Below are 25,237 nucleotides of genomic sequence, written 5' to 3' on the forward strand. Positions count from 1 at the left end.
CCCGGAGCGACGATCGCTGTCATGACGACGACAGCACCGGTGGTCGGGTTCGACCAGGTGAGCAAGAGTTTCGGGGACGTGCGGGCCGTGGACGGCCTGACACTCGCCCTGCGCCCGGGGGAGACCGTGGCACTGCTGGGTCCCAACGGGGCGGGCAAGTCGACCACCCTCGATCTGCTGCTCGGCCTCAAGCAGCCCGACAGCGGCACGGTCCGCGTCTTCGGCACCGGCCCGCGAGAGGCGATCGTGGCCGGCCGGGTCGGCGCGATGCTCCAGAGCGGCGGACTGATGGACGAGGTCACGGTCGCCGAACTGGTCGCCCTGGCCTGTGGACTGCACCCCAAGCCGTACCGGGTCGCCGACGTGCTGGCCCGCGCGGGCGTCGCCCAGATCGCCGACCGCAAGGTCGACAAGCTCTCCGGCGGCCAGGCCCAGCGGGTCCGGTTCGCCCTCGCCACCGCCGGCGACAGCGACCTGATCGTGCTGGACGAGCCCACCACCGGCATGGACGTCACCACCCGGCAGGCGTTCTGGGCCACCATGCGCGAACAGGCCGACCAGGGCCGCACGGTCCTGTTCGCCACCCACTACCTCGAAGAGGCCGACGCGATCGCCGACCGGGTGCTGGTCCTGCACCGGGGCCGGCTCCTGGCGGACGGCACGGCGGCCGAGATCAAGGCCAAGGCGGGGGCACGCAGGATCGCCTTCGACCTGGCGGACGGGTTCGACGAGGCGGCCGTGCGCGCCCTGCCGTTCGTCACCACCCTGACCCTGTCCCACAGCGGCTCCGCCGCGGGCTCCGGCCGGACCGTGCGGATCCAGTCCACCGACGCCGACGCCACCGTCCACGCGGTCTACGGCCTCGGGCTCTACCCCCGCAACCTCGAGGTCGCCGGGCTCGGCCTGGAGCAGGCCTTCGTCGCCCTCACCACCGCCGAGGAGGCGAAGTCCAAGTGAACGGCCTGATCAAGCTGGAACTCACCCGCGCCCTGCGCAACCGCAAGTTCCTGTTCTTCTCGGTGATCTACCCGTCGGTCCTGTTCCTGCTCATCGCGGGCAGCGCCGACGGCAAGGAGAAGGTCGACGGCACCGGCCTGACCCTGCCGACCTACATGATGGTCTCGATGGCCTCCTTCGGCGCCCTCACGGCCGTCCTGATGGGCAACAGCGAACGCATCGCCAAGGAGCGCCAGAGCGGCTGGGTGCGGCAGTTGCGCCTGACCACGCTCCCGGGCCGCGGTTACGTCCTGGCGAAGACGGCGAGCGCGGCCGTGGTCAGCCTGCCCTCCATCGTCGTCGTCTTCGCCGTCGCCGCGGCCGTGAAGGACGTACGGCTGGACGCCTGGCAGTGGTGCGCCCTCACCGGCGCGATCTGGGCCGGCAGCCTGGTCTTCGCCGCCCTGGGCGTGGCGATCGGCTACCTCGCGACCGGGGACGCGGTCCGCCCGATCACGATGATCACCTACTTCGGCCTGTCCATCCTCGGCGGCCTGTGGATGCCGACGACGACGTTCCCGGGCTGGCTCCAGGACATAGCCAGGTGGGTGCCGACGCACGCGTACGCTGCCCTGGGGCAGTCCATCGAACAGAGTCGGGCCCCGCAAGCCGAGGACATCGTCATCCTGGTCGTCTTCTTCGCCCTGTTCACGGGCGGCGCGGCCTGGCTGTACCGGAAGGACACGCTGAAGGCGTGAGCGTCATGACGGACGACCACCTGTCGGAGAAGGCCCGGGGCGGATCGCCGATCGCGCTGGGCCAGACCGCCCGCACGACACGCGAGCTGTGGCGGCGCAAGGTGCTGTGGATCGGCGTCTGGCTGGTGTTCCTCAGCTCGCCGGTCCACGACCTGGTCTCGGGCGACCACACCACGGGCGGCACGGTGGCCGGCTGGCTGGGCCTGGCGGTGTTCGTCACCGTCTACCTGTCCCTGCTCTTCCGGGACATGGGGGCCGCGCCCTACCCCGACAGGCTCGTAGCCGCCCTGATCGGCTCCATGGCGGTGCTCGCCACCGTCCTGTGCCTCACCCTCGGCTCCGCCTGGCTCGGCCTGTACTGCTACGTCTCCGTGGCCTGCGGGATGGTGCTCCCGCTACGGATGGCGTTCTGGACGATCCCGGGCACCGCCGCGGTGATGCTCCTCGTCGGCCTGCGCACCGACGAGGACGAGGCGCTCAACCTGCTCCTGCTGGTCCTGCTCATCGGCTTCGCGATGACCGGGGTGAGCCAACTGGTCCGCACGACGGTGGAGTTGCGCAAGGCCCGGGCGACGGTCGCCCAGCTCGCCGCCAACGAGGAACGGCTGCGCCTGGCCAGGGACCTGCACGACCTGCTGGGCCACTCGCTCTCCCTGATCACGCTCAAGAGCGAGCTGGCCGGCCGGATGCTGCCCGGCCATCCCGAGAAGGCCGCCCAGCAGGTCGCCGACATCGAACAGGTCAGCCGCCAGGCCCTGGTGGACGTCCGGGAGGCCGTCACCGGCTACCGGCGGCCCCGCCTCGCCGCCGAACTCGCGGGTTCACAGGTCGCGTTGACGGCGGCCGCCATCACCGCGGTGATCCCGGCCGAACCGGACCTCGACGGCGTCCCCGAGGAGAGCGAGGCGGCCCTCGCCTGGACCCTGCGCGAGGCGATCACCAACGTCGTACGGCACAGCGGCGGCGCCCGCTGCACGGTGGACCTGGTGCGGCGCCAGACCCTGGACGGCCCCGTCCTCGAACTCTCCGTCGAGGACGACGGGTCCGGCGGCTCCGGCAAGGGCCCCGGCAACGGCCTCACCGGCCTCACCGAGCGCCTGGAGAAGGCCGGCGGCACCCTGGAGGCGGGCCGCGTCAGGCGCGGCTTCCGGCTGACCGCCCGGGTCCCGGCCGGCCCGGTGCCGGACGTAGGATCCCGCTCATGAGTGGTGGCATGATCAAGGTCCTGCTGGCCGAGGACCAGTCGATGGTCCGCGAGGCCCTGGCGGCCCTGCTCGGCCTCGAGGACGACATCGAGGTGGTCGCCCAGGTGGCGCGCGGCGACGAGGTCCTCGCGGCCGCCCGCGCCCACGACGTCGACGTGGCCCTCCTCGACATCGAGATGCCGGGCGCGACGGGCATCGAGGCCGCCGCGCAACTCCACAAGGAACTGCCGGGGTTGAAGCTGGTCGTGCTCACGACCTTCGGCCGCCCCGGCTATCTGCGCAGCGCCATGGAGGCCGGCGCCGACGCCTTCCTCGTCAAGGACGCGCCCGCGGCGCAGCTCGCGGAGGCGGTCCGCAAGGTCCTGGCGGGCGAGCGGGTCATCGACCCCACGCTCGCCGCGGCGGCTCTGGCGGGCGGCGCCAACCCCCTCACCGACCGCGAACGCGAGGTCCTGCGCGCGGCGGCCGACGGTTCGACGAACGCGGAACTCGCGACGGCCCTGCACCTGTCCCAGGGCACGGTCCGCAACTACCTGTCGACGGCGATACAGAAGCTGGCGGTACGCAACAGGGCCGAGGCGGTGCGAACCGCGAGGGAGAAGGGCTGGCTGTAAGCACCAGCACCCCCACCAGGCCTGTGGCGGCCCCTACCAGCCTCCTATGGCCCCCACCAGCCTCCCCTACGGTCCTCAGGCGGGCCCCATGCCTCGGGCGACCGCCCATGCCTTCGGCGGCCCCCACGCCCCGGGCGGCCCCATGCCTCGGGCGGGTTCTTGGCGGGCTGCGGGCGGTTCGCGGCGTGCTGCGGGTGGGCTTTTGGCGGCCCCCGGCGGGTCTCCCGACGAGCCTTCGGCGGCCTTCCGGCGAGCCTTCGGCGGCCCCCGAGCCTCGGGCCGGCCTCGGGCGGACCCTTGGCGGGCTGCGGGCGGGCTGCGGGTGGGCTTATTGGCCGCCTCCGGCAGGCCTCTCGACCAGCCTCCGACGGTCCTCCGTCGGGCTCCGACTGCTCCCGCCGCCTCGGGCGGACCTTTGGCGGGCTGCGGTGGGCTTTTGGGCCGCCTCCGGCAGCCCTCCCGACCAGCCTTCGGCGGTCCCCATCAGCCTCCGGCGGGCCTCGGGCGGGCCTTCGGCAGCCCCCATCAGCCTCTGGTGGTCCTCCGGCGGGCCTCCCGTAGGCTCCGGCGGGCGTCCGTGGGCCTCAGTTCAGCATGGCCCGTGCGGCGAACGCCTCCTTGCGTACCCGCTCCGCGGTCCCCTCGTCCACGACCTCCACCAGCCCCGCGTACTCCTCCAGCTCCACGGCACCGCCGACGAAGTCCCCCCGCTGCACCAGCAACTGCCCCTTCTCGTAACGCAACCGGGCCGGGTGGGAGGGCACCGCCAGCGCCAGCTCGACGGCCCACAGCGCGACATCCGACCGCTCCGGCCGGGCCAGGGCCCAGGAGCGGATGTTGTTCAGGATCCGCATCACGACGTCCAGGGGCTCCGCCGGGACCAGCATCGACGGCTCGAGCGGCGCCCCCGTCGCCGCGGTGACCAGCGACTCCGCGTCATCGTCGGACAGGATCCGGCCCCCGTCGAAGGGATCGACGAGCACCTGGCGTGCCAGGTCCGCGGGCGGCCCGAACCCCACCACGAAGTGCCCCGGCAGCGCGACCCCGTACACCGGCGCGCCGGCCCGCCGCGCCACCTCCACCCACACCACGGACAGCAGGATCGGCAGGCCCCGCCGCCGTACCAGCACCCGGTGCAGCAGCGACGACTCCAACCGCTCGTAGTCCGCGCCCGAGCCGCCGAACCCGTACCGCTCGCCGAGCAGCTCCCGCAGCGCCACCGCCCACTCCCGCGGCCCGCCGGGCCGGTACGGCAGCTCTCCGGCCAGCCGGTCCAGCTCGATCTGCGCGGAGTCCAGCGCGGCCTCGTCCAGCTCCGGGTCCGGCTCGGCGCCGATCAGCAGGCACAGCAGGGCCAGGTCGGGCCGCTCGGCCCGCGCCTCCTCGACGAACCGCCGCCGTACCTCCCCGGCCTCGAACCCGCTCACGTCCGCTCCCGGTAGTGGTGGTACGCGTGATGCGCCGCGAAGCCCATCCCGGCGTACAACGCCCGCGCCCCCGTGTTCTCCTCCTCCACCTGGAGCCAGGCCGCCGACGCCCCCTCGTCCAGCGCCCGCCGGGCGAGCGCGGCCATCACGACGGTGGCCAGCCCCTGCCGCCGCCGCGCCGGATCGACCTCGACCGCCGCGAACCCGGCCCAGCGCCCGTCCACGACACACCGCCCGATGGCGGCCGGAGCCGCGCCGGACTCCCCGGGCACGGACGCGAACCACACCGACGGTCCCGCTCCCAGCACCTTCAGGGCCACCTCGTTCACCCCCTTGCGCTGATACCGGGCCAGCCACGCCTCGTCGGCCTCCCGGGCCAGGACCACCCCCTCAGCCTCCGCCCGGTCGGCGAGGGGCGCCAGTGCCCCGATCCACAGCTCGGCGCTCACCTCGCGCACCCACCCGCGCCGCTCCAGCTCCGCGCAGAGCAGTTCCTGGGTGCCCTCGGCCCCCGTCGCGGTCTGCACGTAGGCGGGCAGCCCGCGCTCCGCGTACCAACGTCGTACGACGTCCAGGGCCTCGTCCAGAGGGACGCCCGGCGCGCCGAGCGGCAGCACCGAGTTGGCCCGGCGGGTGAACCCGGCGGCGGCCCGCAGCTCCCACTCGCCGAGCCGCGCGCTCTCCAGGGGACGCCAGGCCCGGGAGGTGATCCGCGCGAGCTCCTCGTAGTCGGCGGCCGGACCCCGGCGGCGGGCCGGAGCGGGCGGTACGACCTTCCCGGCGACCAGCGAGGACGCGTCAACGCGGACGCTCTCGCCGCTCTTCCGTGTGATCACCAGCACACCGGCGTCCCATGATGTGAGAACGCCTACGGTGTCGGTGAATTTCCCCCCGGCGGTACCCGCCTCGGTCAGGCATCGTACGGAGACACGTTTGCCCACGTCAGCAGTGGTGATGCGGACCTCGAGGCGTCCGGCGGCCGAGATTTCCACAGGTCAGTTCACCCCTCCTGTTCGGATCATGCCCAAGAACGGAGATACTAGAGGCGGGCATCGACGACGCCGCGCTCCCGCGCGCCAGGCGGCGGAGCCTGAGGAGGCCCGCCAGCGCCCTATCGAGGAGGAACGACAGCGTGACCTACGTCATCGCGCAGCCTTGTGTCGACGTGAAGGACAAGGCGTGCATCGAAGAGTGCCCGGTCGACTGCATCTACGAGGGCCAGCGGTCCTTGTACATCCACCCGGACGAATGCGTCGACTGCGGTGCCTGTGAGCCGGTCTGCCCGGTCGAGGCGATCTTCTACGAGGACGACACTCCGGAGGAGTGGAAGGACTACTACAAGGCGAACGTCGAGTTCTTCGACGAGCTCGGCTCGCCCGGCGGTGCCAGCAAGCTGGGGCTGATCGAGCGCGATCACCCCTTCGTCGCCGCGCTGCCGCCGCAGAACCAGTAAAGCGGCACGCACCTCGTGCCGCCTCGGTCCCGTACGGCCCGATCACCTCAGATCGCCGTGCGGGGCCGAGGCGTTTGCCGTCCTGGGCAGCTGCCGTACCAGAAAGTGAGCCAGAAGCCGTGTCCGCAGTCTCCGACCGTCTCCCCACCTTCCCCTGGGACAAGCTGGCGCCGTACAAGGCGACGGCCGCGGCCCATCCGGACGGCATCGTCGACCTGTCCGTCGGCACCCCCGTCGACCCGGTGCCCGAGCTGATCCAGAAGGCCCTGATCGACGCGGCCGACTCACCCGGCTATCCGACGGTCTGGGGCACGCCCGAACTGCGCGACGCGATCACCGGCTGGGTGGAGCGGCGGCTCGGCGCCCGCGGGGTGACCCACCGCCACGTGCTGCCGATCGTCGGCTCCAAGGAACTGGTCGCCTGGCTCCCCACCCAGCTGGGCCTCGGCCCCGGTGACCGGGTCGCCTACCCGCGCCTGGCCTACCCGACCTACGAGGTCGGCGCCCGCCTGGCCCGCGCCGGGTACGAGGTCTACGACGACCCCACGGAACTGGACCCGCGGGGGCTGAAGCTGCTCTGGCTCAACTCGCCGTCCAACCCGACGGGCAAGGTGCTCTCCCAGGACGAGCTGACCCGGATCGTGGCCTGGGCCCGTGAGCACGGCGTGCTGCTCTTCTCCGACGAGTGCTACCTGGAGCTGGGCTGGGAGGCCGACCCGGTCTCCGTCCTGCACCCGGACGTCAACGGCGGCTCGTACGAGGGCATCGTCTCGGTCCACTCGCTGTCCAAGCGCTCGAACCTGGCGGGCTACCGGGCGGCCTTCCTGGCCGGGGACCCGGAGGTCCTGGCCCCGCTCCTGGAGATCCGCAAGCACGGCGGCATGATGACGTCGGCGACCACCCAGGCGGCGGCCGTGGCGGCCCTCGGAGACGACGCGCACGTCCGTGAGCAGCGGGAACGCTATGCGGCCCGCCGCACCGCGCTGCGCGAGGCGCTGCTCGCCCACGGTTTCCGCATCGAGCACAGCGAGGCCAGCCTGTACCTGTGGGCCACCCGGGACGAGTCCTGCTGGACCACCGTCGCCCACCTGGCGGACCTGGGCATCCTGGTCGCCCCCGGTGACTTCTACGGCGAGGCGGGCGAGCACTTCGTCCGCGTGGCCCTGACGGCGACGGACGAGCGGATCGCGGCGGCGGTCGCGCGGCTCGCCCGCTAGGACGCGTCCCGCGCCCGCCGCCCGCGCCCGGCCTGCCGCGACGACGAGACGGGGCCCAGGGAACACCCTGGACCCCGTCACCGGCTCGAGGGCCGCGGGCGTCAGCCGAGCGGCAGGCTCTTCACCGGCAGGGTCTCGGCGCCGGGCAGCCCGCCCTTGGTGAGCGAGTCCGTCGGCAGTCCGCCCTTGGTGGCGGTCGACGCGGTGTCCCCGAGGAGGTCCCCGGCGGAGCCCGCAGCCTCGCCGGCCGTCTTCTGCGCCGCGGGCGCCGCCTTCTTCACGGCCTTGCCGCTGGTCTTGCCCGCGGCCGGCACCGTCTGCTTCACGGCCTTGCCGCCGGTCTCACCCGCGAGCCCGGTGACGTTCTGCGCCGCGCCGTCGACCGTGGTGCCGACGCTCGCCGCGTCCAGGGCGGTCAGTCCGCCGAGGTTCGGAGCGGCGGGCAGGCTGGGGGCCGCACTGGCGGAGCCGGCCGCACCGACCCCGGCGGCCGCTCCCGCAGCGACAAGCAGCGCGGCACGGGCGATCCGGCGGGTCAGGGGGAGGGACATGATGCTCCTTCGACGGGAGAGAACAAGGACTGTCTGTGACTGCTGTGACTGTCTGTCTGTCCGGGCCCGGACGCAGTGACTACCGCTCGAAGCCCGCGAAGGTTGCGCACGGCCAACGTAAAGAGTTGGCAATGCGTCGCATTATCGCCTGCGGATAAAAACGGGCAAAAACCGCCCGATGTGAAAGTCCGTCAAACCCCTGAAGCCCTTTGTCCGCAAGGGATTCGCCGGATGCGGGGGTGACGGCGCGAAAACCTGAGCACCCGGTCGCCCGAACGGTCCGTACGTGACCCGACCGGGTGACGACCCGCACTACTGCGCGGTGACGCCCCGCACTACTGCGCGGTGACGATCCGCACGCTGCCGTCTCCGCCGCCCGCAGCACCCGCCCCGGCGGCCTCCGCGCTGGTCGAGCCGGTCGCCCGCCACCGGCTGTCGGTGTTCCCGGAGACCCACTCCCGGCCCGCGTACGACACGCTCTCGATGCGCAGCGCCGAGGAGTTGGCCACCGCCCAGTGCGCCAGCTGCCAGCCGCGCTCGACGGCACTGCGCCCGCCGGCGGTGGTCTCCTCGGTCACGGGCAGTGTCACGGTCCGCCCGCTGCTCTCGGCCGTCGGCGCCTTCGGGGCCGGCGAGGAGTCGGACGAGGTGTCCTGCGCGCCGTCCTGCGCGCCGTCCTCCGAGCCCGCCGTCTGCCGGAGCGGGTCCCGCCCGAAGTCCCGCACCAGCGCCGCCCGCACCGCGCCGGGACCCGTGGTCGTCGGCGTGGTGTCCGAGCGGCCGTTGCAGGTGAGCGTGGCCGCCGCCGTCCCGGTCAGCGCGGCGGCCAGCACAGTGGCGTCCGGCTCGTGCTTGGCGTACGCCTCCGGGTAGCCGCTGCGCTGCACGCGCTGCGCGGCGACGGTGAGCGGGAGCTCGGTGTAGTCACGGACCTTCGCGAGGTGCTCGTAGAAGATGTTCGCCGCGTACGCCGGGTCCGTGACCTGCTTCTCGGTGCCCCAGCCCTGCGAGGGCCGCTGCTGGAACAGGCCGAGCGAATCCCGGTCGCCGTGGGTGAGGTTGCGCAGCCCCGACTCCTGGAGGGCGGTCGCGAGCGCGATCGCCACGGCACGCTCGGGCATGGCCCGGTCGGTGCCGACGGCGGCGATCGTGGCCGCGTTCACCGCCTGCTCCGGCGTGAACTCGTACGTCGTGCCGTTCGCGCCGCCCGAGACGACCCGGCAGCCCGGATCGTCCGTGCCGCCGCTGACGTACTGCACGACGACATAACCCGCGACGGCGGACAGGACCACGCAGGCCGCCCCGAAACGGAGGAGGCGGCCGCGGCGCTTGGGAGAGGGGGACGGCTCTGGCACGCGTACAAGGTACTGGAGAGTACTGAGGAGGAGGAGGCCCCTGCGCTGAGCGCGGAAAAGCTGGACGCCCGGTCGGCGCGTTAGGGTCGACGGCATGGCCGACACCCCGCTTGACCTCACTCTGGACGCCGCCGCACTCACCGCGCGGCTCGTCGACTTCCGTTCGGAGAGCGGCACCGAGAAGCCGCTCGCGGACGCGATCGAGGCCGTCCTGCGCGCCCTGCCCCACCTGACGGTGGACCGCTACGGCAACAACGTGATCGCCCGGACGAACCTGGGCCGCGCGGAGCGTGTGGTGCTCGCCGGTCACATCGACACGGTCCCGATCGCCGACAACGTCCCCTCGCGGCTGGACGAGGACGGCGTCCTGTGGGGCTGCGGCACCTGCGACATGAAGTCCGGGGTGGCGGTCCAGCTGCGCATCGCGGCGACGGTCCCGGCGCCCAACCGCGACCTGACCTTCGTCTTCTACGACAACGAGGAGGTCGCCGCCGACCTCAACGGCCTCAAGCACGTGGCCGAGCACCGTCCGGAGTGGCTGGCGGGCGACTTCGCGGTGCTGCTGGAGCCCTCCGACGGCCAGGTGGAGGGCGGCTGCCAGGGCACCCTGCGGGTCCTGCTGAAGACCAGCGGCGAGCGGTCCCACTCCGCGCGCAGCTGGATGGGCTCCAACGCCATCCACGCGGCGGCCCCGATCCTGGCCCGCCTCGCCGCCTACGAGCCGCGCTACCCGGTCATCGACGGCCTGGAGTACCGCGAGGGACTCAACGCGGTCGGCATCACGGGCGGGGTGGCCGGCAACGTCATTCCCGACGAGTGCGTCGTCACCGTCAACTTCCGCTACGCGCCGGACCGGAGCGAGGCGGAGGCCGTCGCCCACGTCCGCGAGGTCTTCGCCGACTGCGGGGTGACCGAGTTCGTGGTCGACGACCACAGCCCGGCCGCCCTCCCCGGCCTCTCCCACCCGGCCGCGGCGGCCTTCATCAAGGCGGTCGGCGGCACCCCGATGCCCAAGTACGGCTGGACGGACGTGAGTCGCTTCTCCTCGCTGGGCGTCCCCGCGGTCAACTACGGCCCCGGCAACCCGCACTTGGCGCACAAGCGGGACGAGCGCGTGGAGACGGCCAAGATCCTGGCGGGCGAGGAGCGGCTGAGGGCCTGGCTCACCGCCTGAGGGGACGTTCGGCGGGTGGGCGCTTCAGGGCGGACACGCCGACGTCCCCCGTCCGTAACCCGCGTAGATCTACGCTGAGGTGGAACCAGTGCAAGCGGAGGGAGCTCACCATGGCTACAGGGAACCCCGAGGGCAAGAAGCAGCCACCGGACGAACAGCGCCTGGGACCGGTCCTCCGTAGGCGGGACCAGGTGCAGTCGAGCACCACGGACCAGCGGCTGCTGGACGAACGGGCGCCCTCCGACTGGGTGCACACGGACCCCTGGCGGGTGCTGCGGATCCAGTCGGAGTTCATCGAGGGCTTCGGCACCCTGGCCGAACTCCCCCCGGCGATCAGCGTGTTCGGCTCCGCCCGCACACCGGTGGGCTCCCCCGAGTACGAGGCGGGTGTACGGCTCGGCAGCGCCCTCGTCGACGCCGGCTGGGCCGTGATCACGGGCGGCGGCCCGGGCGCGATGGAGGCGGCCAACAAGGGGGCGTCCGAGGCGGGCGGCATCTCGGTGGGCCTGGGCATCGAGCTCCCCTTCGAGCAGGGCCTCAACCCGTACGTCGACATCGGCCTGAACTTCCGCTACTTCTTCGTGCGGAAGATGATGTTCGTCAAGTACGCGCAGGGCTTCGTGGTCCTGCCCGGCGGCCTCGGCACCCTGGACGAACTCTTCGAGGCGCTCACCCTCGTCCAGACCCAGAAGGTCACCCGCTTCCCGATCGTCCTCTTCGGCACGGAGTACTGGGGCGGCCTGATCGACTGGCTGCGGAACACCCTGATCGCCCAGGGCAAGGCCTCCGAGAAGGACCTCCTCCTCTTCCACGTCACGGACGACGTGGAGGAGGCGGTGGCACTGGTGTCGAAGGAGGCGGGCCGCTAGGAGATGCCCGCCCGTCCGGCGCCCGAGGTCCTCGAGGACCTCGAGGACGAGGCCGTCCAGGCCGGTGGCGGTGGTCCGAGGTCCGGGGGCGCAGCCTCCGGGACAGGACGGGTAGGGGGCGGCACGGGCGAGCAGGATCCGGCGGGGGCTAGGCCAGCCCCCGCCGGGCCACCGCCGGCGCCCGGTGCCCGGCGATCGACGCCACCATGTCCAGCACCTGCCGGGTCTCCGCCACCTCGTGCACCCGGTACACCTGCGCCCCCAGCCACGCCGACACGGCGGTCGTCGCCAGCGTCCCCACCACCCGCTCCTTCACCGGCCGGTCCAGCGTCTCGCCCACGAAGTCCTTGTTGGACAGGGACACCAGCACCGGCCATCCCGTCTCCACCATCTCCCCGAGCCGCCGGGTCGCCTCCAGGCTGTGCCGGGTGTTCTTCCCGAAGTCGTGCCCCGGATCGATCATGATCGACTCCCTCGGCACGCCCAGTTCCGCCGCCCGCTCCGCCAGCCCCACGGTGACCCGCAGGATGTCGGCCATGACGTCGTCGTACGTCACCCGGTGCGGACGGGTCCGCGGCTCGGCGCCCCCCGCGTGCGTGCACACCAGCCCCGCCCCGTACCGCGCCGCGACCTCCGCCAGCCGCGGATCGACGCCGCCCCAGGCGTCGTTGAGCACATCGGCCCCCGCCTCGCAGACCGCCTCGCCGACCTCGGCCCGCCAGGTGTCCACGCTGATGATCACGTCCGGGAAGCGCCGCCGCACCTCGGCCACGAAGCCGACGGTCCGCCGGGCCTCCTCCTGCGCGGTGACCTCTTCGCCGGGCCCGGCCTTGACGCCGCCGATGTCGATGATGGCCGCGCCCTCCGCCACCGCCTGCTCCACGCGGGCGAGGGCCGGCTCGTCACGGAAGGTCGCCCCCTGGTCGTAGAAGGAGTCGGGGGTCCGGTTCACGATCGCCATGATCACCGGCTCGTGCGCGCCGAATTCACGCCTGCCCAGCCTGAGCATCCCCTGTGACCTCTCCTAGTACGTCCTGCACATCCACCGCCTGCGACCCTAACTGTCGGACCCGCATGGCACGATCGGACCCAAGCACATCCACTCCGAGCACACCGAGCGTGGGGACCCACCGATGGTTATGTTCTTGTTCCTGGTCATCGCGCTCGCCGTCGTGGTCGCCGCGGTCACACTCGCCGTGGTGGGCGGCGGCGAGGGCACCGGCCCGCTGCCGGAGGCCGCCCCCGAGCGACTGCACGACCCGCTGCCCCCGGACCGCCCGGTCGACCGCTCCGACATCGACCACCTCCGCTTCCCGCTGGCCGTCCGCGGCTACCGCATGGCCGACGTGGACGACGCCCTCAACCGCGTCGCCGCCGAACTCGCCGAGCGGGACGCCCGCATCGCCGACCTGGAGTCCGCCCTGGCGGGCGCCAGGACCCCGGCCGGCGGCGGCCACGTCTCCATGGAGAAGCCGGCCCCGGAGGACCAGCAGTGAGCGACGGGAGCGCCCTCGCCGGCGCGGACGGCGCGCTGCGCTGCCCCTGGGCCCTGTCCACGCCGGACTACGTGACCTACCACGACGAGGAGTGGGGCCGCCCGGTCCACGGCGACGACGCGCTGTTCGAACGCCTCAGCCTGGAGGCCTTCCAGTCCGGCCTGTCCTGGATCACGATCCTGCGCCGCCGCCCGGGATTCCGCACCGCCTTCGCCGACTTCAAGATCGCCTCCGTCGCCGGCTTCACCGACGAGGACCGCACCCGGCTGCTCGCCGACCCGGGCATCATCCGCAACCGCGCCAAGGTCGACGCCACCCTCGCCAACGCGCGCGTGCTGGCCGACTGGGCGCCCGGTGACCTGGACGAGCTGATCTGGTCGCACGCTCCGGACCCCGCGGGCCGGCCGGTCCCGAAGACCCTGGCCGACGTGCCGGCGGTGACGGAGGAGTCGACGGCCCTGTCGAAGGCCCTGAAGAAGCGGGGCCTGCGCTTCGTGGGCCCGACGACGGCGTACGCGCTGATGCAGGCCTGCGGCCTGGTGGACGACCACCTGGAGACCTGCGTGGTGAGAACCGCCCCGTGAGGGTGCGGGGAGTGCGGGGAACCGCGCGACCGGCCACCACGGACCGGCCCCGCAGCCCCCGAGGCCGCTTTTGCGCTCCTGCGACCGGGCTCAGCGGCCCAGGTACTTCGGCTCCTCCTTGTTGACGAAGGCCCGCACCGCGATCGCGTGGTCCTCGGAGGCCCCGGCCCGCGTCTGCAGCTCGTCCTCCCGGTTCAGCGTCTCGGCGAGCGAGTGGGAGGACCCGTAGGCCACCGCCTCCTTGATCGCCGCGTACGCCACCGTCGGCCCCTCGGCCAGCATCCGCGCCAGCTGCTCGGCCGCCGTACGCAGCGAGGCCGCCGGTACGACGCGGTTGGCGATACCCAGCTCGTACGCCTCCTGGGCCGTGATGCTGCGCGGGAAGAGCAGCAGGTCGGCGGCCCGGCCCGGACCGATCACCCGGGGCAGCGTCCACGAGACCCCGGAGTCGGCGGTGAGCGCGACCCCCGCGAACGAGGTGTTGAAGGACGCCGTGTCGGCCACCAGGCGGTAGTCCGCGGCCAGCGCGAAACCGAAACCGGCTCCCGCGGCGACCCCGTTCACGGCGGCGACGACCGGCTTCGGCGCCTCGGTCAGCGCCCGCACGATCGGGTTGTAGTGCTCGGCGACCGTGCTCATGACCTGCTTCGAGCCTTCGGCCAGCAGTCCGATGTGCTCCTTCAGGTCCTGTCCCACACAGAACGCCCGCTCGCCGGCGGCGGTCAGCAGGACCGCCCGCACGGCGTCGTCGGCAGCCGCGGACTGGACCGCGTCCCGGAGGGCGACCTTGGTCGCGACATTCAGCGCGTTCATCGCCTCGGGGCGGTTCAGCGTGATCGTCGCGAGCCCGTCGCTCACCTCGTAGAGCACGGTGTCGGCCATGGCGTTTCCCCTCCGTGTCGCGGCTCCGGCGTACTACTGGTCAGTACGTCCGGTGTACGAGGACAGCATGGCGGAGATCACGGTCCATGGACCGGACCCGACATGTGACCTGCGTCAAAGAATTCGGGACGGTTTCCGGTGCGCGGAAGTCCGTGCGGCGGTGCAGTATCGCAGCCACATCGCCGAATTGAGTGGTTTTGCTCGCGCGCGTTGCCCAAGCGATGCCGACTGATGTTGGTCATCGGGTCCTGAGATGCGGGATAATGGCCTGGAAGCAATGTGTTCGATGCCGGTGTCGTGTGTCCCACGCTGGACCGCGGCTGCCCTCCACGGGGCCGTCGGCTTTGGCGATGAGCTGGTTTCAGGAAGGGGAACGAGCATGGCGGCCATGAAGCCGCGAACGGGTGACGGCCCGCTCGAGGTGACCAAGGAGGGGCGGGGCATCGTCATGCGCGTTCCGCTCGAAGGCGGCGGTCGACTCGTCGTCGAGCTGACCCCCGATGAGGCCGACGCGCTCGGCGACGCCCTCAAGAAGGTCGTCGGCTGACGCGCAAGCGACCCTACTCTTTCGACCGCTCCGGCATCCCTCAGGGTGTCGGAGCGGTTGTTTTCTCAGCTTTCCCGCGGTCCGAAGAGGCCGCATGGCCCGAAAGGCCCAAAGGCCGCCCACGGGCCTGCCTGCCGTCTACGGACCTACCGCCCACGGGCCCGCCGGGCGCGATCCGCGCACGGTCGGACTCAGCGTTTGACCGCGCACAGGAGTCCGTCGCCCACCGGGAGCAGCGAAGGCACCAGCTCCTGGCTCTCGCGCACCGCCCGCAGCAGCTCCCGGATCCTTATGACCTCCGTGGGCTGCGGTCCGGAATCGACGGTGCGGCCGTTGGCGAAGACACCCTCGAAGACGACGAGTCCTCCCGGCCGCAGCAGGCGCAACGATTCAGCGAGGTACTCCATCAGTTCCAGACGGTCGCCGTCGCAGAACACGAGGTCGTAGCCGGCGTCCGCGAGGCGGGGCAGGACGTCGAGCGCGCGGCCGGGGATGAACCGGGCCCGGTTGCTGGCGAAGCCGCAGGCGCGAAACGCCTGCCGGGCGAACTGCTGGTGCTCCGGCTCGGGGTCGACGGTCGTCAGGACGCCGTCCGGGCGCATTCCGTGCAGCAGGTGGATCCCGGAGACGCCGGTGCCCGTACCGATCTCCGCGACCGCCTTCGCGTCCACGGTGGCGGCGAGCATCCGCAGCGCGGCGCCCGTGCTCGGCGACACCGAGCGCAGCCCTGCCTCGCGGGCCCGGTCACGGGCCCAGTGCAGCGCTTCGTCCTCGGCGGCATAGGCGTCGGCGAACGCCCAGCTTGCCTGCCGGTTGCCGCTAATGACCCTCTCCTGTCCCCGTGGTTGCCTGGGCGTGACTGTATCCGTTGCCGTCGGGAACCCGCAGATGGGACCGCGCGTTTGAAGGGGTGGGAACGACGGCGGGGGGACACAGTTGGATCACGACGAGGGACCGGGTGCCGAGCAAGTGCTGACGCAGCCGTATGAGCCGTACCAGCACAGATCAATTTCTCGTAAAACCGCTTATCCGGAGCTAACGGGCGAGGTGGCTATGGTAGGGGCTCCACTGGACATCACCACCAGAGCCGACAGGGGAGGTGCGGCCGCGCCCGTGGATCGGGGAGGAGTGCTGCGGCGCTTTCTCGGTTCGGCAGGCAGGCCGAAATCCGTGAACGACACCGCTGCTGACCACAGCCAGGCCGCAGGCACCGCCGCCGGCCCCGCCCAGACCGCGACCTTCTCCACCGACGCGGACGGGCAGGCGTGGACTCCGCCCACGTGGGAGGAGATCGTCAGCATGCACAGCGGCCGGGTCTACCGGCTCGCCTACCGTCTGACCGGTAACCAGCACGACGCCGAGGACCTCACCCAGGAGGTCTTCGTCCGGGTCTTCCGCTCCCTCTCCACGTACACCCCGGGCACCTTCGAGGGCTGGCTGCACCGCATCACCACCAACCTCTTCCTGGACATGGTCCGCCGCAAGCAGCGCATCCGCTTCGACTCGCTGGGCGACGACGCGGCCGAGCGGCTGCCCAGCAAGGAGCCCACCCCTCAGCAGCTCTTCAACGACGCCCACTTCGACGCGGACGTCCAGCAGGCCCTCGACACCCTCGCGCCGGAGTTCCGCGCGGCCGTCGTCCTCTGCGACATCGAAGGCCTGTCCTACGAGGAGATCGCCGCGACCCTGGGCGTCAAGCTGGGCACGGTCCGCTCGCGCATCCACCGCGGCCGTTCGCAGCTGCGCAAGGCCCTCGCGCACCGCTCGCCCGAAGCCCGTGCCGAGCGCCGCTCCTTCGTACCCCGCGTGCCCGCTCTGGGAGGAGGAAGGGGAGCGACCGCGTGAGTGGATCCCGACACAACTCCGCCGAGAGGCTCCTCGCGGAGCAGCACCTCGGAGACCGGCTCTCCGCCCTGGTGGACGGCGAACTCGGTCACGACACCCGCGAGCGGGTGCTGGCGCATCTGGCGACCTGCCCGAAATGCAAGTCGGAGGTCGACGCACAGCGTCGGCTGAAGAACGTCTTCGCCGAAGTCGCCCCGCCGGCCCCCTCCGAAAGCTTCCTGGCCCGCCTTCAGGGGCTTCCCGGGGGAGGTGACCCGGACGGCGGCGGCACGCCGCTGAGCGGGGGCGGGCGCGGTTTCGCCGACGGCGTCTTCGGCGTGAGCGGAACCGGACGGGACGAGCCGTTCGAGTTCGGCTACGTACCCGCCCATGGCCACGGCTCCTTCCTGTCACCGGCCTCGGACCGGGGCTTCCGCATCCACCCCGTCGGCCGTGGCGACCGCCACGAGGCCGAGCGTTCGCGCGGTATGCGGTTCGCGTTCGTCGCCGCCGGCGCGGTGTCGCTGGCCGCGATCGCGCTGGGCGGCATGACGACCGTCGCGCCGATCGACACCACCGCGGACGGCCGCGGGGGCACGGGGTCCGGGAGCAATGTGACACCGGCCCGCACCCCGGGCACGGGCTCGGCGGCGACGTCGCCCGAGAACCAGCGCCGCCGTTCCGTCGGCCCGCTGCTCTCCCAGGGCGGCCAGCTCGGCGACACGCCGGTCGCCCCGACCGAGGTGTCCGCCCCGCTGCTGCCCGGCGTGCCCGCCCCGGCCGCCGGTCCGGTCGAGCAGGCACTGCACCGGCTGACCTCGCCCATGGTGGCCGGCGCCGCGGTGATGTCCCCGCTGATACGCCCGCTCGGCACCACCCCGCCGATCACCCTGACCTCCCTGACCACCGCTCCGGAGGTCACCGGGCCCGGTCTGCTCGCCGCACCCGTCCCCGCCACCACCACCTCGCCTTCCTCGCAGAACACCCGCTGACCCGGGCCCTGCGCCGCTCCGCCACGAACCTGGTTGAATCCAGGGAGGATCCGGGGAGGACCGCGCCCTGCCAGGCAGCCGGGCGCGAAGGCGGGCGGGGGAGAACATGGACGACGGGAAGCCCACGAGGGCGAAGTGGTGGAGCCGGCCTCGACCGCAGGCGTACCCGGTGCGACCGGGCCCCGCGGACCCGGTCGACGCCACGACGGCGGAGCCGGCCCCGGAGGAGCCCCTCAGCCGCGAGCCGTCGGCCCGGGCCGAGGACGAAGGCGACTTCGAACTGGCCCGACCCGCACGGCCGGTGACCGCTACCGCCGACGACGGCGGCGACGGCGACTATGAACTGAGCCGCCCAGCAGCAGAAACGGCTCCTCCGCACACACCTCCAGTCCCGTTGGCTGTGCCTGCTGTGCCTGCTGTGCCTGCCGCGCCGGAGGCCTCTGTTGCCTCGACTGTGCCTGAGGCCCTGGTTGCCTCGGACACACCGGAGCCTCCGGAGTCACCGCTCGCTCCGGAGGCCTCGGTTGCCTCGCAGGCCCTGGTTGCTCCGGCTGACCCGGCTGACCCGGCTGACCCGGTTGATCGGGCTGATCGGGCTGCCCAGGAGGTCCTGGCCGTCTCGGGGGAGCGGATCGGCCCGGACGGTCCGGTCGGCCGAGCCGAGGCCGTCGTCTCCGCCCAGGCGCCTGCCACCGAGCCGCCGCCGGTCACCGCCGGACGGCCCAAGCCCCTGCACGACCCCGACCCCTACAGCACCCCGCCGTACGGCGAACCGGGCCCCTGGGCGCCCGCGCCGCCGGTCCAGCACCCGACGGCGACCGCCATGCCCGCCCAGGCCGTACAGGGCCCCGCGCCGGCCACACCCGTGCCGCCGCTCACCACGGTGCCGACACCGGTGGAATCCGCGGGCCCCGGCACGGCCACTGCGCCTGCCGCGCCCGCCTCATCCGCCGCATCTGTCACATCTGCCGCGCCTGCCATGCCCGCCGCACCTGTCGTGCCTGTCCCGTCTGCCGCGCAAGCCGTGCCGATCGCGCCCGCAGCACCTTCCTCCGCCGGTGCACCTGCTATGCCCGCCGCACCTGTCCCACCCGCCGGGGCCGTCGCACCCACCACACCCGCCGCTCCCGTCGCGGCCGCCGGCGGTTCGGTCGGGGGGCAGGGGTCCGTCGGGGATCCCGGGTCCACGATTCCCGCCGATCCCTGGCAGCGTTATGACCCCTGGTCCGCCAACCCCCTTGCCGGGGCCGTGGCTTCCGGGGGTCGGGGGAGTGGAGCGCTCACCGGTGGGCCTCTCCAGTACCAGGGTGCGGGCGGGCTCGACCGGTACCCCGGGACGGGCGTCCTCACCGAGTCCCGGCAGCGCAGGCAACTGCGGGGGCGGCTGCTCGGTGGAGCGCTGGCCGTCGCGCTGGTCGCCGGCGTGCTCGGCGGGGCCGTGGGCGTCTATCTGGAGCGCAACGGCGGGCTCGACCCGGTGGAGCTGCCGCAGGCCGCCGCGGCGCCCACCGGGCGGCCCGCGGACAGCGTGGCCGGGATCGCCGCGCGCGCCCTGCCCGGCGTCGTGACGCTGCATGTCAGCGGAAGCGAGGAGTCCGGTACCGGTACCGGCTTCGTGCTCGACTCGCTCGGCCACATCCTCACCAACAACCACGTCGTCGAGCCCGCCGGAGGCGACGGCCGGATAACGGTCGTGTTCAACGGGGGCCAGACCGCGGAGGCCGAGGTCGTCGGCCGGGACAGCGGCTACGACCTCGCCGTGGTCAGGGTGACCGGGGTGAAGGGGCTGAAGCCGCTGTACCTCGGAAACTCCGACAACGTCCGGGTCGGTGACCCGGTCGTCGCCATCGGCGCCCCCTTCGATCTCGAGGGCACCGTCACCTCCGGCATCATCAGCGCCAAGGAACGGCCCATCACCGCCGGTGGCGGGAGCGGGGACGGGAGCGACGTGTCGTACGTCGACGCCCTCCAGACCGACGCGCCGATCAACCCGGGGAACTCGGGCGGCCCCCTCCTCGACGCTCAGGGTCATGTCATCGGCATCAACTCCGCGATCCGTTCCGCCGACGACGGCACCGACCCCGGCACCGCCCGGGCCGGCTCGATCGGCCTGGGCTTCGCCATCCCGGTCAACCAGGGCAAACGCGTCGCCGAGGAGCTGATCAACACCGGCAGGGCGACCCACCCGGTCATCGGTGTCACGCTCGACATGGACTACGCGGGCGACGGCGCCCGGGTCGGTACGGCGGACAGCGCGGCGGGCGACCCGGTCACCGCGGGCGGGCCCGCCGACCGGGCCGGCGTCCGGGCGGGAGACGTCATCACGGAGATCGACGGCCGGCGCGTCCACTCCGGCGAGGAGCTGATCGTCAAGACCCGCGCCCACCGTCCCGGCGACCGGCTGGCGCTGACGATCGAACGGAACGGCGCGGAACGCACCCTGACCCTGGTCCTCGGCTCGTCCGGCGGCGGGTGACGCGGCCCGCCCCGTTTCCGGCGCTTTCCCAGGGATTGACAGAAACGTCACAGGTCGGGCCCCGAAACCCGGTCCCACAAGGCAAACAACGCGGAAAACCGGCCGCGTACACGTACTCGGACGCCGCCGCACGGTACCGGTCGGACAGGTGCGACAGGTACCGTGGACCCGGCCCGGACCACGGAAGACCCGACTTGACCACCGAGGGCCGAGGGCCGAGGGCCGCGGACATCGCAAGGAGCTTCAGGTGTTCAATGACATAGGACCGCTCGAGCTGGTGACGATCGTCGTCCTGGCCGTGCTCGTCTTCGGTCCGGACAAGCTCCCGAAGGTCATTCAGGACGTGATGCGTACCGTCCGGAAGATCCGTGAGTTCTCGGAGAGCGCCAAGGCGGACATCCGCAGCGAACTGGGGCCGGAGTTCAAGGACTTCGAGTTCGAGGACCTCAACCCCAAGACGTTCATCCGCAAGCAGCTGGACAACGACGAGCTGGGGCTCAAGGAGATCCGCAACGGCTTCGACCTGAAGAAGGAGATGGCCGAGGTCACGGACGCGGTCCACAGCCGCGACACGGACGCCGCCGTCTCGGGTTCGTCCGCCTCGGCGATCTCCTCGGGTTCGGGGTCTTCGGGCGACGGTCGTATCGACATGACCAAGAAGCCCGAGGAGCCCGCCAAGGACGACCGTCCGCCCTACGACGCGGACGCCACCTGAGTGACTCACGCCCCCCGATGTGAGGGGGCGCACGCCGCACGCGCCGGGCGGCTTCCCGGCGGCGCGGAGCGGGGTGGCTATGCTGCCTGGTTGTTGTGCGGAGCGGACGAGTACGCCCGAAGGGGGGCGGGCCGGTCGTTCCGTCGAGAACGAGGAGGCGTCCGGGCACATGGAGACGACGAGTCGGGCAGTCGAGCAGACGCCGGCCGCGGAGGGCGGACAACAGGTCCCCTCCGCGCGGCGTACGGTCGACGGCTACTTGGAGGCGCCCTTCCCCTGGTACGGCCTCGACGAGGCCTTCACGGGACGGCGCTGGCTGATGCAGGTGGGTGCTGCGGCCGACGGTGCAGTCGAGCACGGTTCCATCGGTCACGGCGACGAACCCTCCGTACGGCACGAGACGGCCGGTGAGGACCGCGGGAAGTTCGCGGTCGTGGTGACCGTCGCCGCGAACCCCGTACGGCGCAGCCCCGACGGCACGGGCCTGCTGGAGGCCACCTCGGTGTCCTCGGCGGCCTGGCTTGCGGGGGTGGGTCTGCTGACCTTCACCTGGCCGGGGCAGATGGACCACAGCCTGCGCGACGACTGGCTGGACCAGCAGACCGAGACGGCGTGGGTCCTCGCCGACGACCTCGCGGGGCCGGACTGGTCGACGCTGTCCCTGCCGGTCGACGGCGTGCCGACGTCCTTCCACTACCGCGAGTCGGAGTTCGGCTGGGTGCTGGCCGGCTCGACCTCGCAAGGGGTGCACGTGGGGGCGTACGGGAGGGGCATGAGCGCGTACGGCCTCGGTTTCGCCATGATCAAGGACATCGAGACCTACGCCTGACCAGCCCTACGACAGCGGGGGCGCCGTCCGTGCTGGACGGCGCCCCCGCTGTCGTGGGAAGGCGATGTGAGGGACCGAACGACGCGGCGGACCCGCGGCCGGGCCCGGGGGGCCGGGGGCCCGGGCTAGAACTTGTTCCGGGGCGTGATGCCGAGCGACAGTCCCGAGAGACCGCGCTGCCTGCCGCCCAGCTTGCCCGCGATGGCGCGCAGGGCGGATCCCGCCGGGGACTCGGGGTCGGTCAGGACGACCGGCTTGCCCTCGTCGCCGCCCTCGCGCAGCCGGACGTCGATCGGGATGGAGCCGAGCACCGGGACGTTCGCGCCGGTCGTGCGGGTGAGGCCCTCGGCCACCGACTGTCCGCCGCCGGTGCCGAAGACGTCGACCATCTCCCCGCAGTGCGGGCAGGGCAGACCGGACATGTTCTCGACCACGCCGACGATCTTCTGGTGGGTCTGGACGGCGATGGAGCCCGCCCGCTCGGCCACCTCGGCCGCCGCCTGCTGCGGGGTCGTCACGACGAGGATCTCGGCGTTCGGGACCAGCTGCGCGACGGAGATCGCGATGTCGCCGGTGCCCGGCGGCAGGTCGAGCAGCAGCACGTCCAGGTCGCCCCAGTAGACGTCGGCCAGGAACTGCTGGAGCGCGCGGTGCAGCATCGGGCCGCGCCAGACGACCGGGGCGTTGCCCGGGGTGAACATGCCGATGGAGATGACCTTCACGCCGTGCGCGGACGGCGGCATGATCATGTTCTCGACCTGGGTGGGACGGCCGTCCGCGCCCAGCATGCGCGGCACGCTGTGGCCGTAGATGTCGGCGTCGACGACACCCACCTTCAGACCGTCGGCCGCCATCGCCGCCGCCAGGTTCACCGTCACCGACGACTTGCCGACGCCGCCCTTGCCGGACGCGACCGCGTACACGCGGGTCAGCGAGCCGGGCTTGGCGAACGGGACCTCGCGCTCGGTCTGGCCGCCGCGCAGGGCGTTCGCCAGTTCCTTGCGCTGCTCGTCGCTCATGACGTCGAGAGTGACGTCGACGCGGGTGACACCGTCGACCCGGGAGACCGCGTCGGTCACCCGCTGGGTGATCGTCTCGCGCATCGGGCAGCCGGAGACCGTCAGGTACACGGTGACCGCGACCGTCCCGTCCACGCCGATCTCTACCGACTTCACCATCCCCAGTTCGGTGATGGGCCGGTTGATCTCGGGGTCGTTCACCGTCGCCAGTGCCTCGCGCACCGCGTCTTCGCTAGCCATAGAGACGATGGTACGGCGAGCGGCGGGCGGGCCGGTAAGCCCGTCACCGGTCGTCTACGTCACGTCCCCGCGACCGTTCTGCCGGGAATACGGCATGTTCGCGATGCCCGTCCCGCCGTTCCTCCAGTTCCTTGACCATGTCCTGGAGCTCCGAGCGGATCCAGTCCCGGGTGGCGACCTCGCCGAGACCGATCCGCAGGGCGGCGATCTCCCGGGTCAGATACTCGGTGTCGGCGATGGACCGCTCGTTCTGCTTGCGGTCCTGCTCCAGGTTGACCCGGTCACGGTCGTCCTGCCGGTTCTGCGCGAGCAGGATCAGCGGGGCCGCGTAGGAGGCCTGGAGCGACAGCATCAGGGTCAGGAAGATGAACGGGTAGTTGTCGAAGCGCAGGTCGCGCGGGGCGAAGATGTTCCACAGGACCCAGACGATGATGACGATCGTCATCCAGACGATGAACCGCCCGGTGCCCAGGAACCGCGCGATGCGCTCCGACAGCCGCCCGAAGGCCTCCGGGTCCCACTCGGGCAGGATCCGGTGCCTGGGCTGCCGTGGCTGGTCCAGCCGGGCCCGGGGACGGCTGCTCGCCGTGGCGCCGACCGGGGTCCGCTCGACGCGCCCCGTCTCGCGGTCAGGAGTCATGCGAACCCACCTCCTCGGTCGTGTCCCCGTCGAGGTGGAACTCCGTCTCCCGCCAGTCCTCCGGCAGCATGTGGTCCAGGACGTCGTCCACGGTCACCGCGCCGAGCAGCGAGCCCGCCTCGTCGACGACGGGCGCCGCGACCATGTCGTACGTCGCGAAGAACCCGGCGACGACGGGCAGCGCCGCGTCCGGCGCCAGGGCCTGGAGATCGTCGTCGAGCATCGAGCTGACCAGCGTGTACGGGGGGTCGCGCAGCAGCCGCTGGAAGTGGACCGTGCCGAGGTACTTGCCGGTCGGGGTCTCGTCGGGCGGGCGGCAGACGTAGACCTGCGCGGCGAGCGCGGGGGAGAGATCGCGGTTGCGCACCCTCGCGAGGGCGTCGGCGACGGTGGCGTCGGGGCGCAGGATGATCGGCTCGGTGGTCATCAGACCGCCCGCGGTGTGCTCCTCGTACGACATCAGGCGCCGCATGTCGGCCGCGTCGTCGGGCTGCATCAGGCTCAGCAGCCGCTCCTGATCCTGCTCCGGGAGTTCGGAGAGCAGGTCGGCCGCGTCGTCGGGGTCCATGGCCTCCAGGACGTCCGCCGCGCGTTCCTCCTTCAGCTTGCCGAGGATCTCGATCTGGTCGTCCTCCGGGAGCTCCTCGAGGACGTCGGCGAGACGGTCGTCGTCGAGCGCGGCGGCGACCTCGGCCCGCCGCTTCGGCGACAGATGGTGCAGGACGTTGGCGAGGTCGGCGGGGCGCAGCTGCTCGAAGGTGGCGAGCAGGCTCTCCGCGCCCTGTCCGTGCTCCTCCAGCGAGAACCCGGTGACCGCCGACCACTCCACGGTCAGCGTCTCGCCCTTCGCCCGCCGGAAGGCGCTCGCCTTCTTCCCCTTGCGCACGAAGACCCGGTCGAGCTCCCAGTCCCGGCGGGCCGGCAGCTGCTGCACCGACACGTCGAGGACGGTGACCTCCTCGCCGGTCTCGCCGAGCGTGACGCGCCGGTCGAGCAGTTCCCCGAAGACGAGGCGCTCGGTGGGCCGCTGTTCGAAGCGGCGGACGTTGAGCACGCCGGTGGTGATGACCTGGCCGGACTCGATGCCGGTCACCCGGGTCATGGGCAGGAAGATGCGGCGCCGGGTGGACAGTTCGACGACCAGTCCGAGCACCCTCGGCGGCCTGCGCCGCACCCGCAGCACGACGACGAGATCGCGCACCCGCCCCACCTGGTCGCCGCTCGGGTCGAAGACCGGAACGCCGGAGAGGTGCGAGACGAAGATCCGCGGGGCGCCCGCAGCCATACCGCACCTCCTTCTTCTGTTGCCGGTGATGTTCTTTTCCCAATTGCCCGCTGGTGCGGGCTTCAGGCTAGCCCGTCCCGATCGGATCCGCCCTGGTGGGCGGTCCGGACGGACTGGCTCCGCCCGCGCGCCGCGGCCCCGGTACGCTG

At 72.3% G+C, this 25,237-nt stretch carries 26 protein-coding genes; 16 read left to right on the plus strand and 10 right to left on the minus strand.

Annotation, left to right across the window (positions count from 1 at the left end; translation table 11 throughout):
- The first annotated feature begins 21 nt into the window (after positions 1 to 21).
- From ASD48_RS21495 to ASD48_RS21510, 4 genes are read left to right on the plus strand one after another with little or no spacing between them, the layout of a single operon-like run.
- Positions 22 to 957: an ABC transporter ATP-binding protein gene (locus tag ASD48_RS21495; protein ID WP_057603263.1), complete on the plus strand. Its 936-nt coding sequence runs from the start codon at positions 22 to 24 to the stop codon at positions 955 to 957.
- Positions 954 to 1,694 carry an ABC transporter permease gene (locus ASD48_RS21500; protein ID WP_057603264.1) on the plus strand — a complete coding sequence of 247 codons (741 nt, stop codon included), beginning with the start codon at positions 954 to 956 and terminating at the stop codon, positions 1,692 to 1,694. Before ASD48_RS21495 ends, ASD48_RS21500 begins: the two co-directional genes overlap by 4 nt.
- Positions 1,695 to 1,699: 5 nt before the next feature.
- Positions 1,700 to 2,899, plus strand: coding sequence for a histidine kinase (locus tag ASD48_RS21505; RefSeq protein ID WP_057603569.1), 1,200 nt, complete (start codon positions 1,700 to 1,702; stop codon positions 2,897 to 2,899).
- A complete protein-coding gene (locus tag ASD48_RS21510; RefSeq protein WP_057603265.1) occupies positions 2,896 to 3,513 on the plus strand; it encodes a response regulator transcription factor in 618 nt (205 codons plus the stop codon). Before ASD48_RS21505 ends, ASD48_RS21510 begins: the two co-directional genes overlap by 4 nt.
- 584 nt (positions 3,514 to 4,097) lie before the next feature.
- On the opposite strand, the gene ASD48_RS21515 is transcribed toward ASD48_RS21510, so the two are convergent.
- Both ASD48_RS21515 and ASD48_RS21520 read right to left on the minus strand, forming a co-directional pair.
- On the minus strand, positions 4,098 to 4,940 hold the full coding sequence (locus ASD48_RS21515) for a transglutaminase-like domain-containing protein (RefSeq protein ID WP_057603266.1): 843 nt from the start codon (positions 4,938 to 4,940) through the stop codon (positions 4,098 to 4,100).
- Positions 4,937 to 5,932 carry a GNAT family N-acetyltransferase gene (locus ASD48_RS21520; RefSeq protein WP_057603267.1) on the minus strand — a complete coding sequence of 332 codons (996 nt, stop codon included), beginning with the start codon at positions 5,930 to 5,932 and terminating at the stop codon, positions 4,937 to 4,939. Before ASD48_RS21520 ends, ASD48_RS21515 begins: the two co-directional genes overlap by 4 nt.
- 140 nt (positions 5,933 to 6,072) lie before the next feature.
- Here ASD48_RS21520 and fdxA point away from each other — a divergent pair, with 140 nt between their 5' ends.
- Positions 6,073 to 6,393, plus strand: coding sequence for a ferredoxin (gene fdxA, locus ASD48_RS21525; RefSeq protein WP_003973842.1), 321 nt, complete (start codon positions 6,073 to 6,075; stop codon positions 6,391 to 6,393).
- A 119-nt stretch (positions 6,394 to 6,512) separates the two neighbouring features.
- Positions 6,513 to 7,610: a bifunctional succinyldiaminopimelate transaminase/glutamate-prephenate aminotransferase gene (locus ASD48_RS21530; protein ID WP_057603268.1), complete on the plus strand. Its 1,098-nt coding sequence runs from the start codon at positions 6,513 to 6,515 to the stop codon at positions 7,608 to 7,610.
- A 101-nt stretch (positions 7,611 to 7,711) separates the two neighbouring features.
- Here the strand turns inward: ASD48_RS21530 and ASD48_RS21535 are convergent, their stop codons facing one another.
- Both ASD48_RS21535 and ASD48_RS21540 read right to left on the minus strand, forming a co-directional pair.
- Positions 7,712 to 8,161 carry a hypothetical protein gene (locus tag ASD48_RS21535; protein WP_057603269.1) on the minus strand — a complete coding sequence of 150 codons (450 nt, stop codon included), beginning with the start codon at positions 8,159 to 8,161 and terminating at the stop codon, positions 7,712 to 7,714.
- Between the two features lie 335 nt (positions 8,162 to 8,496).
- Positions 8,497 to 9,516: a heavy metal transporter gene (locus ASD48_RS21540; RefSeq protein ID WP_199875887.1), complete on the minus strand. Its 1,020-nt coding sequence runs from the start codon at positions 9,514 to 9,516 to the stop codon at positions 8,497 to 8,499.
- Between the two features lie 94 nt (positions 9,517 to 9,610).
- Between ASD48_RS21540 and dapE the strand changes: the two genes are divergently transcribed.
- The gene (gene dapE / locus ASD48_RS21545) at positions 9,611 to 10,690 is read left to right on the plus strand and encodes a succinyl-diaminopimelate desuccinylase (protein WP_057603271.1); all 1,080 of its coding nucleotides are present in this window, start codon (positions 9,611 to 9,613) and stop codon (positions 10,688 to 10,690) included.
- Positions 10,691 to 10,800: 110 nt separating this feature from the next.
- The gene (locus ASD48_RS21550) at positions 10,801 to 11,559 is read left to right on the plus strand and encodes a TIGR00730 family Rossman fold protein (protein ID WP_057603272.1); all 759 of its coding nucleotides are present in this window, start codon (positions 10,801 to 10,803) and stop codon (positions 11,557 to 11,559) included.
- A gap of 148 nt (positions 11,560 to 11,707) precedes the next feature.
- On the opposite strand, the gene folP is transcribed toward ASD48_RS21550, so the two are convergent.
- Positions 11,708 to 12,568: a dihydropteroate synthase gene (folP, locus tag ASD48_RS21555; protein ID WP_057603273.1), complete on the minus strand. Its 861-nt coding sequence runs from the start codon at positions 12,566 to 12,568 to the stop codon at positions 11,708 to 11,710.
- A gap of 124 nt (positions 12,569 to 12,692) precedes the next feature.
- On the opposite strand from folP, the gene ASD48_RS21560 reads away from it, so the two are divergent.
- Together ASD48_RS21560 and ASD48_RS21565 are read left to right on the plus strand one after the other, a co-directional pair.
- Positions 12,693 to 13,055, plus strand: coding sequence for a DivIVA domain-containing protein (locus ASD48_RS21560; RefSeq protein ID WP_057603274.1), 363 nt, complete (start codon positions 12,693 to 12,695; stop codon positions 13,053 to 13,055).
- The gene (locus ASD48_RS21565) at positions 13,052 to 13,639 is read left to right on the plus strand and encodes a DNA-3-methyladenine glycosylase I (RefSeq protein WP_057603275.1); all 588 of its coding nucleotides are present in this window, start codon (positions 13,052 to 13,054) and stop codon (positions 13,637 to 13,639) included. Before ASD48_RS21560 ends, ASD48_RS21565 begins: the two co-directional genes overlap by 4 nt.
- A 90-nt stretch (positions 13,640 to 13,729) precedes the next feature.
- On the opposite strand, the gene ASD48_RS21570 is transcribed toward ASD48_RS21565, so the two are convergent.
- Positions 13,730 to 14,521 carry an enoyl-CoA hydratase-related protein gene (locus tag ASD48_RS21570; RefSeq protein WP_057603276.1) on the minus strand — a complete coding sequence of 264 codons (792 nt, stop codon included), beginning with the start codon at positions 14,519 to 14,521 and terminating at the stop codon, positions 13,730 to 13,732.
- Between the two features lie 379 nt (positions 14,522 to 14,900).
- On the opposite strand from ASD48_RS21570, the gene ASD48_RS42175 reads away from it, so the two are divergent.
- Positions 14,901 to 15,068: a DUF3117 domain-containing protein gene (locus tag ASD48_RS42175; RefSeq protein WP_003966491.1), complete on the plus strand. Its 168-nt coding sequence runs from the start codon at positions 14,901 to 14,903 to the stop codon at positions 15,066 to 15,068.
- A gap of 191 nt (positions 15,069 to 15,259) precedes the next feature.
- Here ASD48_RS42175 and ASD48_RS21575 read toward each other — a convergent pair whose 3' ends face one another.
- Complete coding sequence (locus ASD48_RS21575) at positions 15,260 to 15,958, minus strand: O-methyltransferase (RefSeq protein ID WP_079073888.1); 699 nt, start codon at positions 15,956 to 15,958, stop codon at positions 15,260 to 15,262.
- Between the two features lie 238 nt (positions 15,959 to 16,196).
- On the opposite strand from ASD48_RS21575, the gene sigE reads away from it, so the two are divergent.
- The 5 genes from sigE to ASD48_RS21605 all read left to right on the plus strand — a co-directional run bounded on the left by sigE (position 16,197) and on the right by ASD48_RS21605 (position 21,904).
- Positions 16,197 to 16,913, plus strand: coding sequence for an RNA polymerase sigma factor SigE (gene sigE / locus ASD48_RS21580; RefSeq protein WP_079073889.1), 717 nt, complete (start codon positions 16,197 to 16,199; stop codon positions 16,911 to 16,913).
- Entirely contained in the window at positions 16,910 to 17,884 is a 975-nt protein-coding gene (locus ASD48_RS21585; RefSeq protein ID WP_057603278.1) for an anti-sigma factor, read from the plus strand. Before sigE ends, ASD48_RS21585 begins: the two co-directional genes overlap by 4 nt.
- 106 nt (positions 17,885 to 17,990) lie before the next feature.
- On the plus strand, positions 17,991 to 20,360 hold the full coding sequence (locus tag ASD48_RS44805; RefSeq protein ID WP_199875889.1) for a trypsin-like peptidase domain-containing protein: 2,370 nt from the start codon (positions 17,991 to 17,993) through the stop codon (positions 20,358 to 20,360).
- 247 nt (positions 20,361 to 20,607) lie between these two features.
- Positions 20,608 to 21,075 (plus strand): sec-independent translocase, encoded by a 468-nt coding sequence (locus ASD48_RS21600; RefSeq protein WP_057603280.1) that lies wholly within the window; start codon positions 20,608 to 20,610, stop codon positions 21,073 to 21,075.
- Between the two features lie 169 nt (positions 21,076 to 21,244).
- The gene (locus ASD48_RS21605; protein ID WP_057603281.1) at positions 21,245 to 21,904 is read left to right on the plus strand and encodes a hypothetical protein; all 660 of its coding nucleotides are present in this window, start codon (positions 21,245 to 21,247) and stop codon (positions 21,902 to 21,904) included.
- Between the two features lie 125 nt (positions 21,905 to 22,029).
- Here ASD48_RS21605 and ASD48_RS21610 read toward each other — a convergent pair whose 3' ends face one another.
- The 3 genes from ASD48_RS21610 to ASD48_RS21620 are packed head-to-tail and all read right to left on the minus strand — an operon-like array spanning position 22,030 to position 25,088.
- On the minus strand, positions 22,030 to 23,163 hold the full coding sequence (locus tag ASD48_RS21610; protein WP_054242707.1) for an Mrp/NBP35 family ATP-binding protein: 1,134 nt from the start codon (positions 23,161 to 23,163) through the stop codon (positions 22,030 to 22,032).
- A gap of 43 nt (positions 23,164 to 23,206) precedes the next feature.
- Positions 23,207 to 23,803, minus strand: a complete 597-nt coding sequence (locus ASD48_RS21615) for a DUF1003 domain-containing protein (RefSeq protein WP_057603282.1) — start codon at positions 23,801 to 23,803, stop codon at positions 23,207 to 23,209.
- Entirely contained in the window at positions 23,793 to 25,088 is a 1,296-nt protein-coding gene (locus ASD48_RS21620; protein WP_057603283.1) for a CBS domain-containing protein, read from the minus strand. The genes ASD48_RS21615 and ASD48_RS21620 overlap by 11 nt, the downstream gene beginning before the upstream one ends.
- Between the last annotated feature and the right edge of the window lie 149 nt (positions 25,089 to 25,237).

Source organism: Streptomyces sp. Root1310 (assembly GCF_001426425.1).
Classification (GTDB): domain Bacteria; phylum Actinomycetota; class Actinomycetes; order Streptomycetales; family Streptomycetaceae; genus Streptomyces.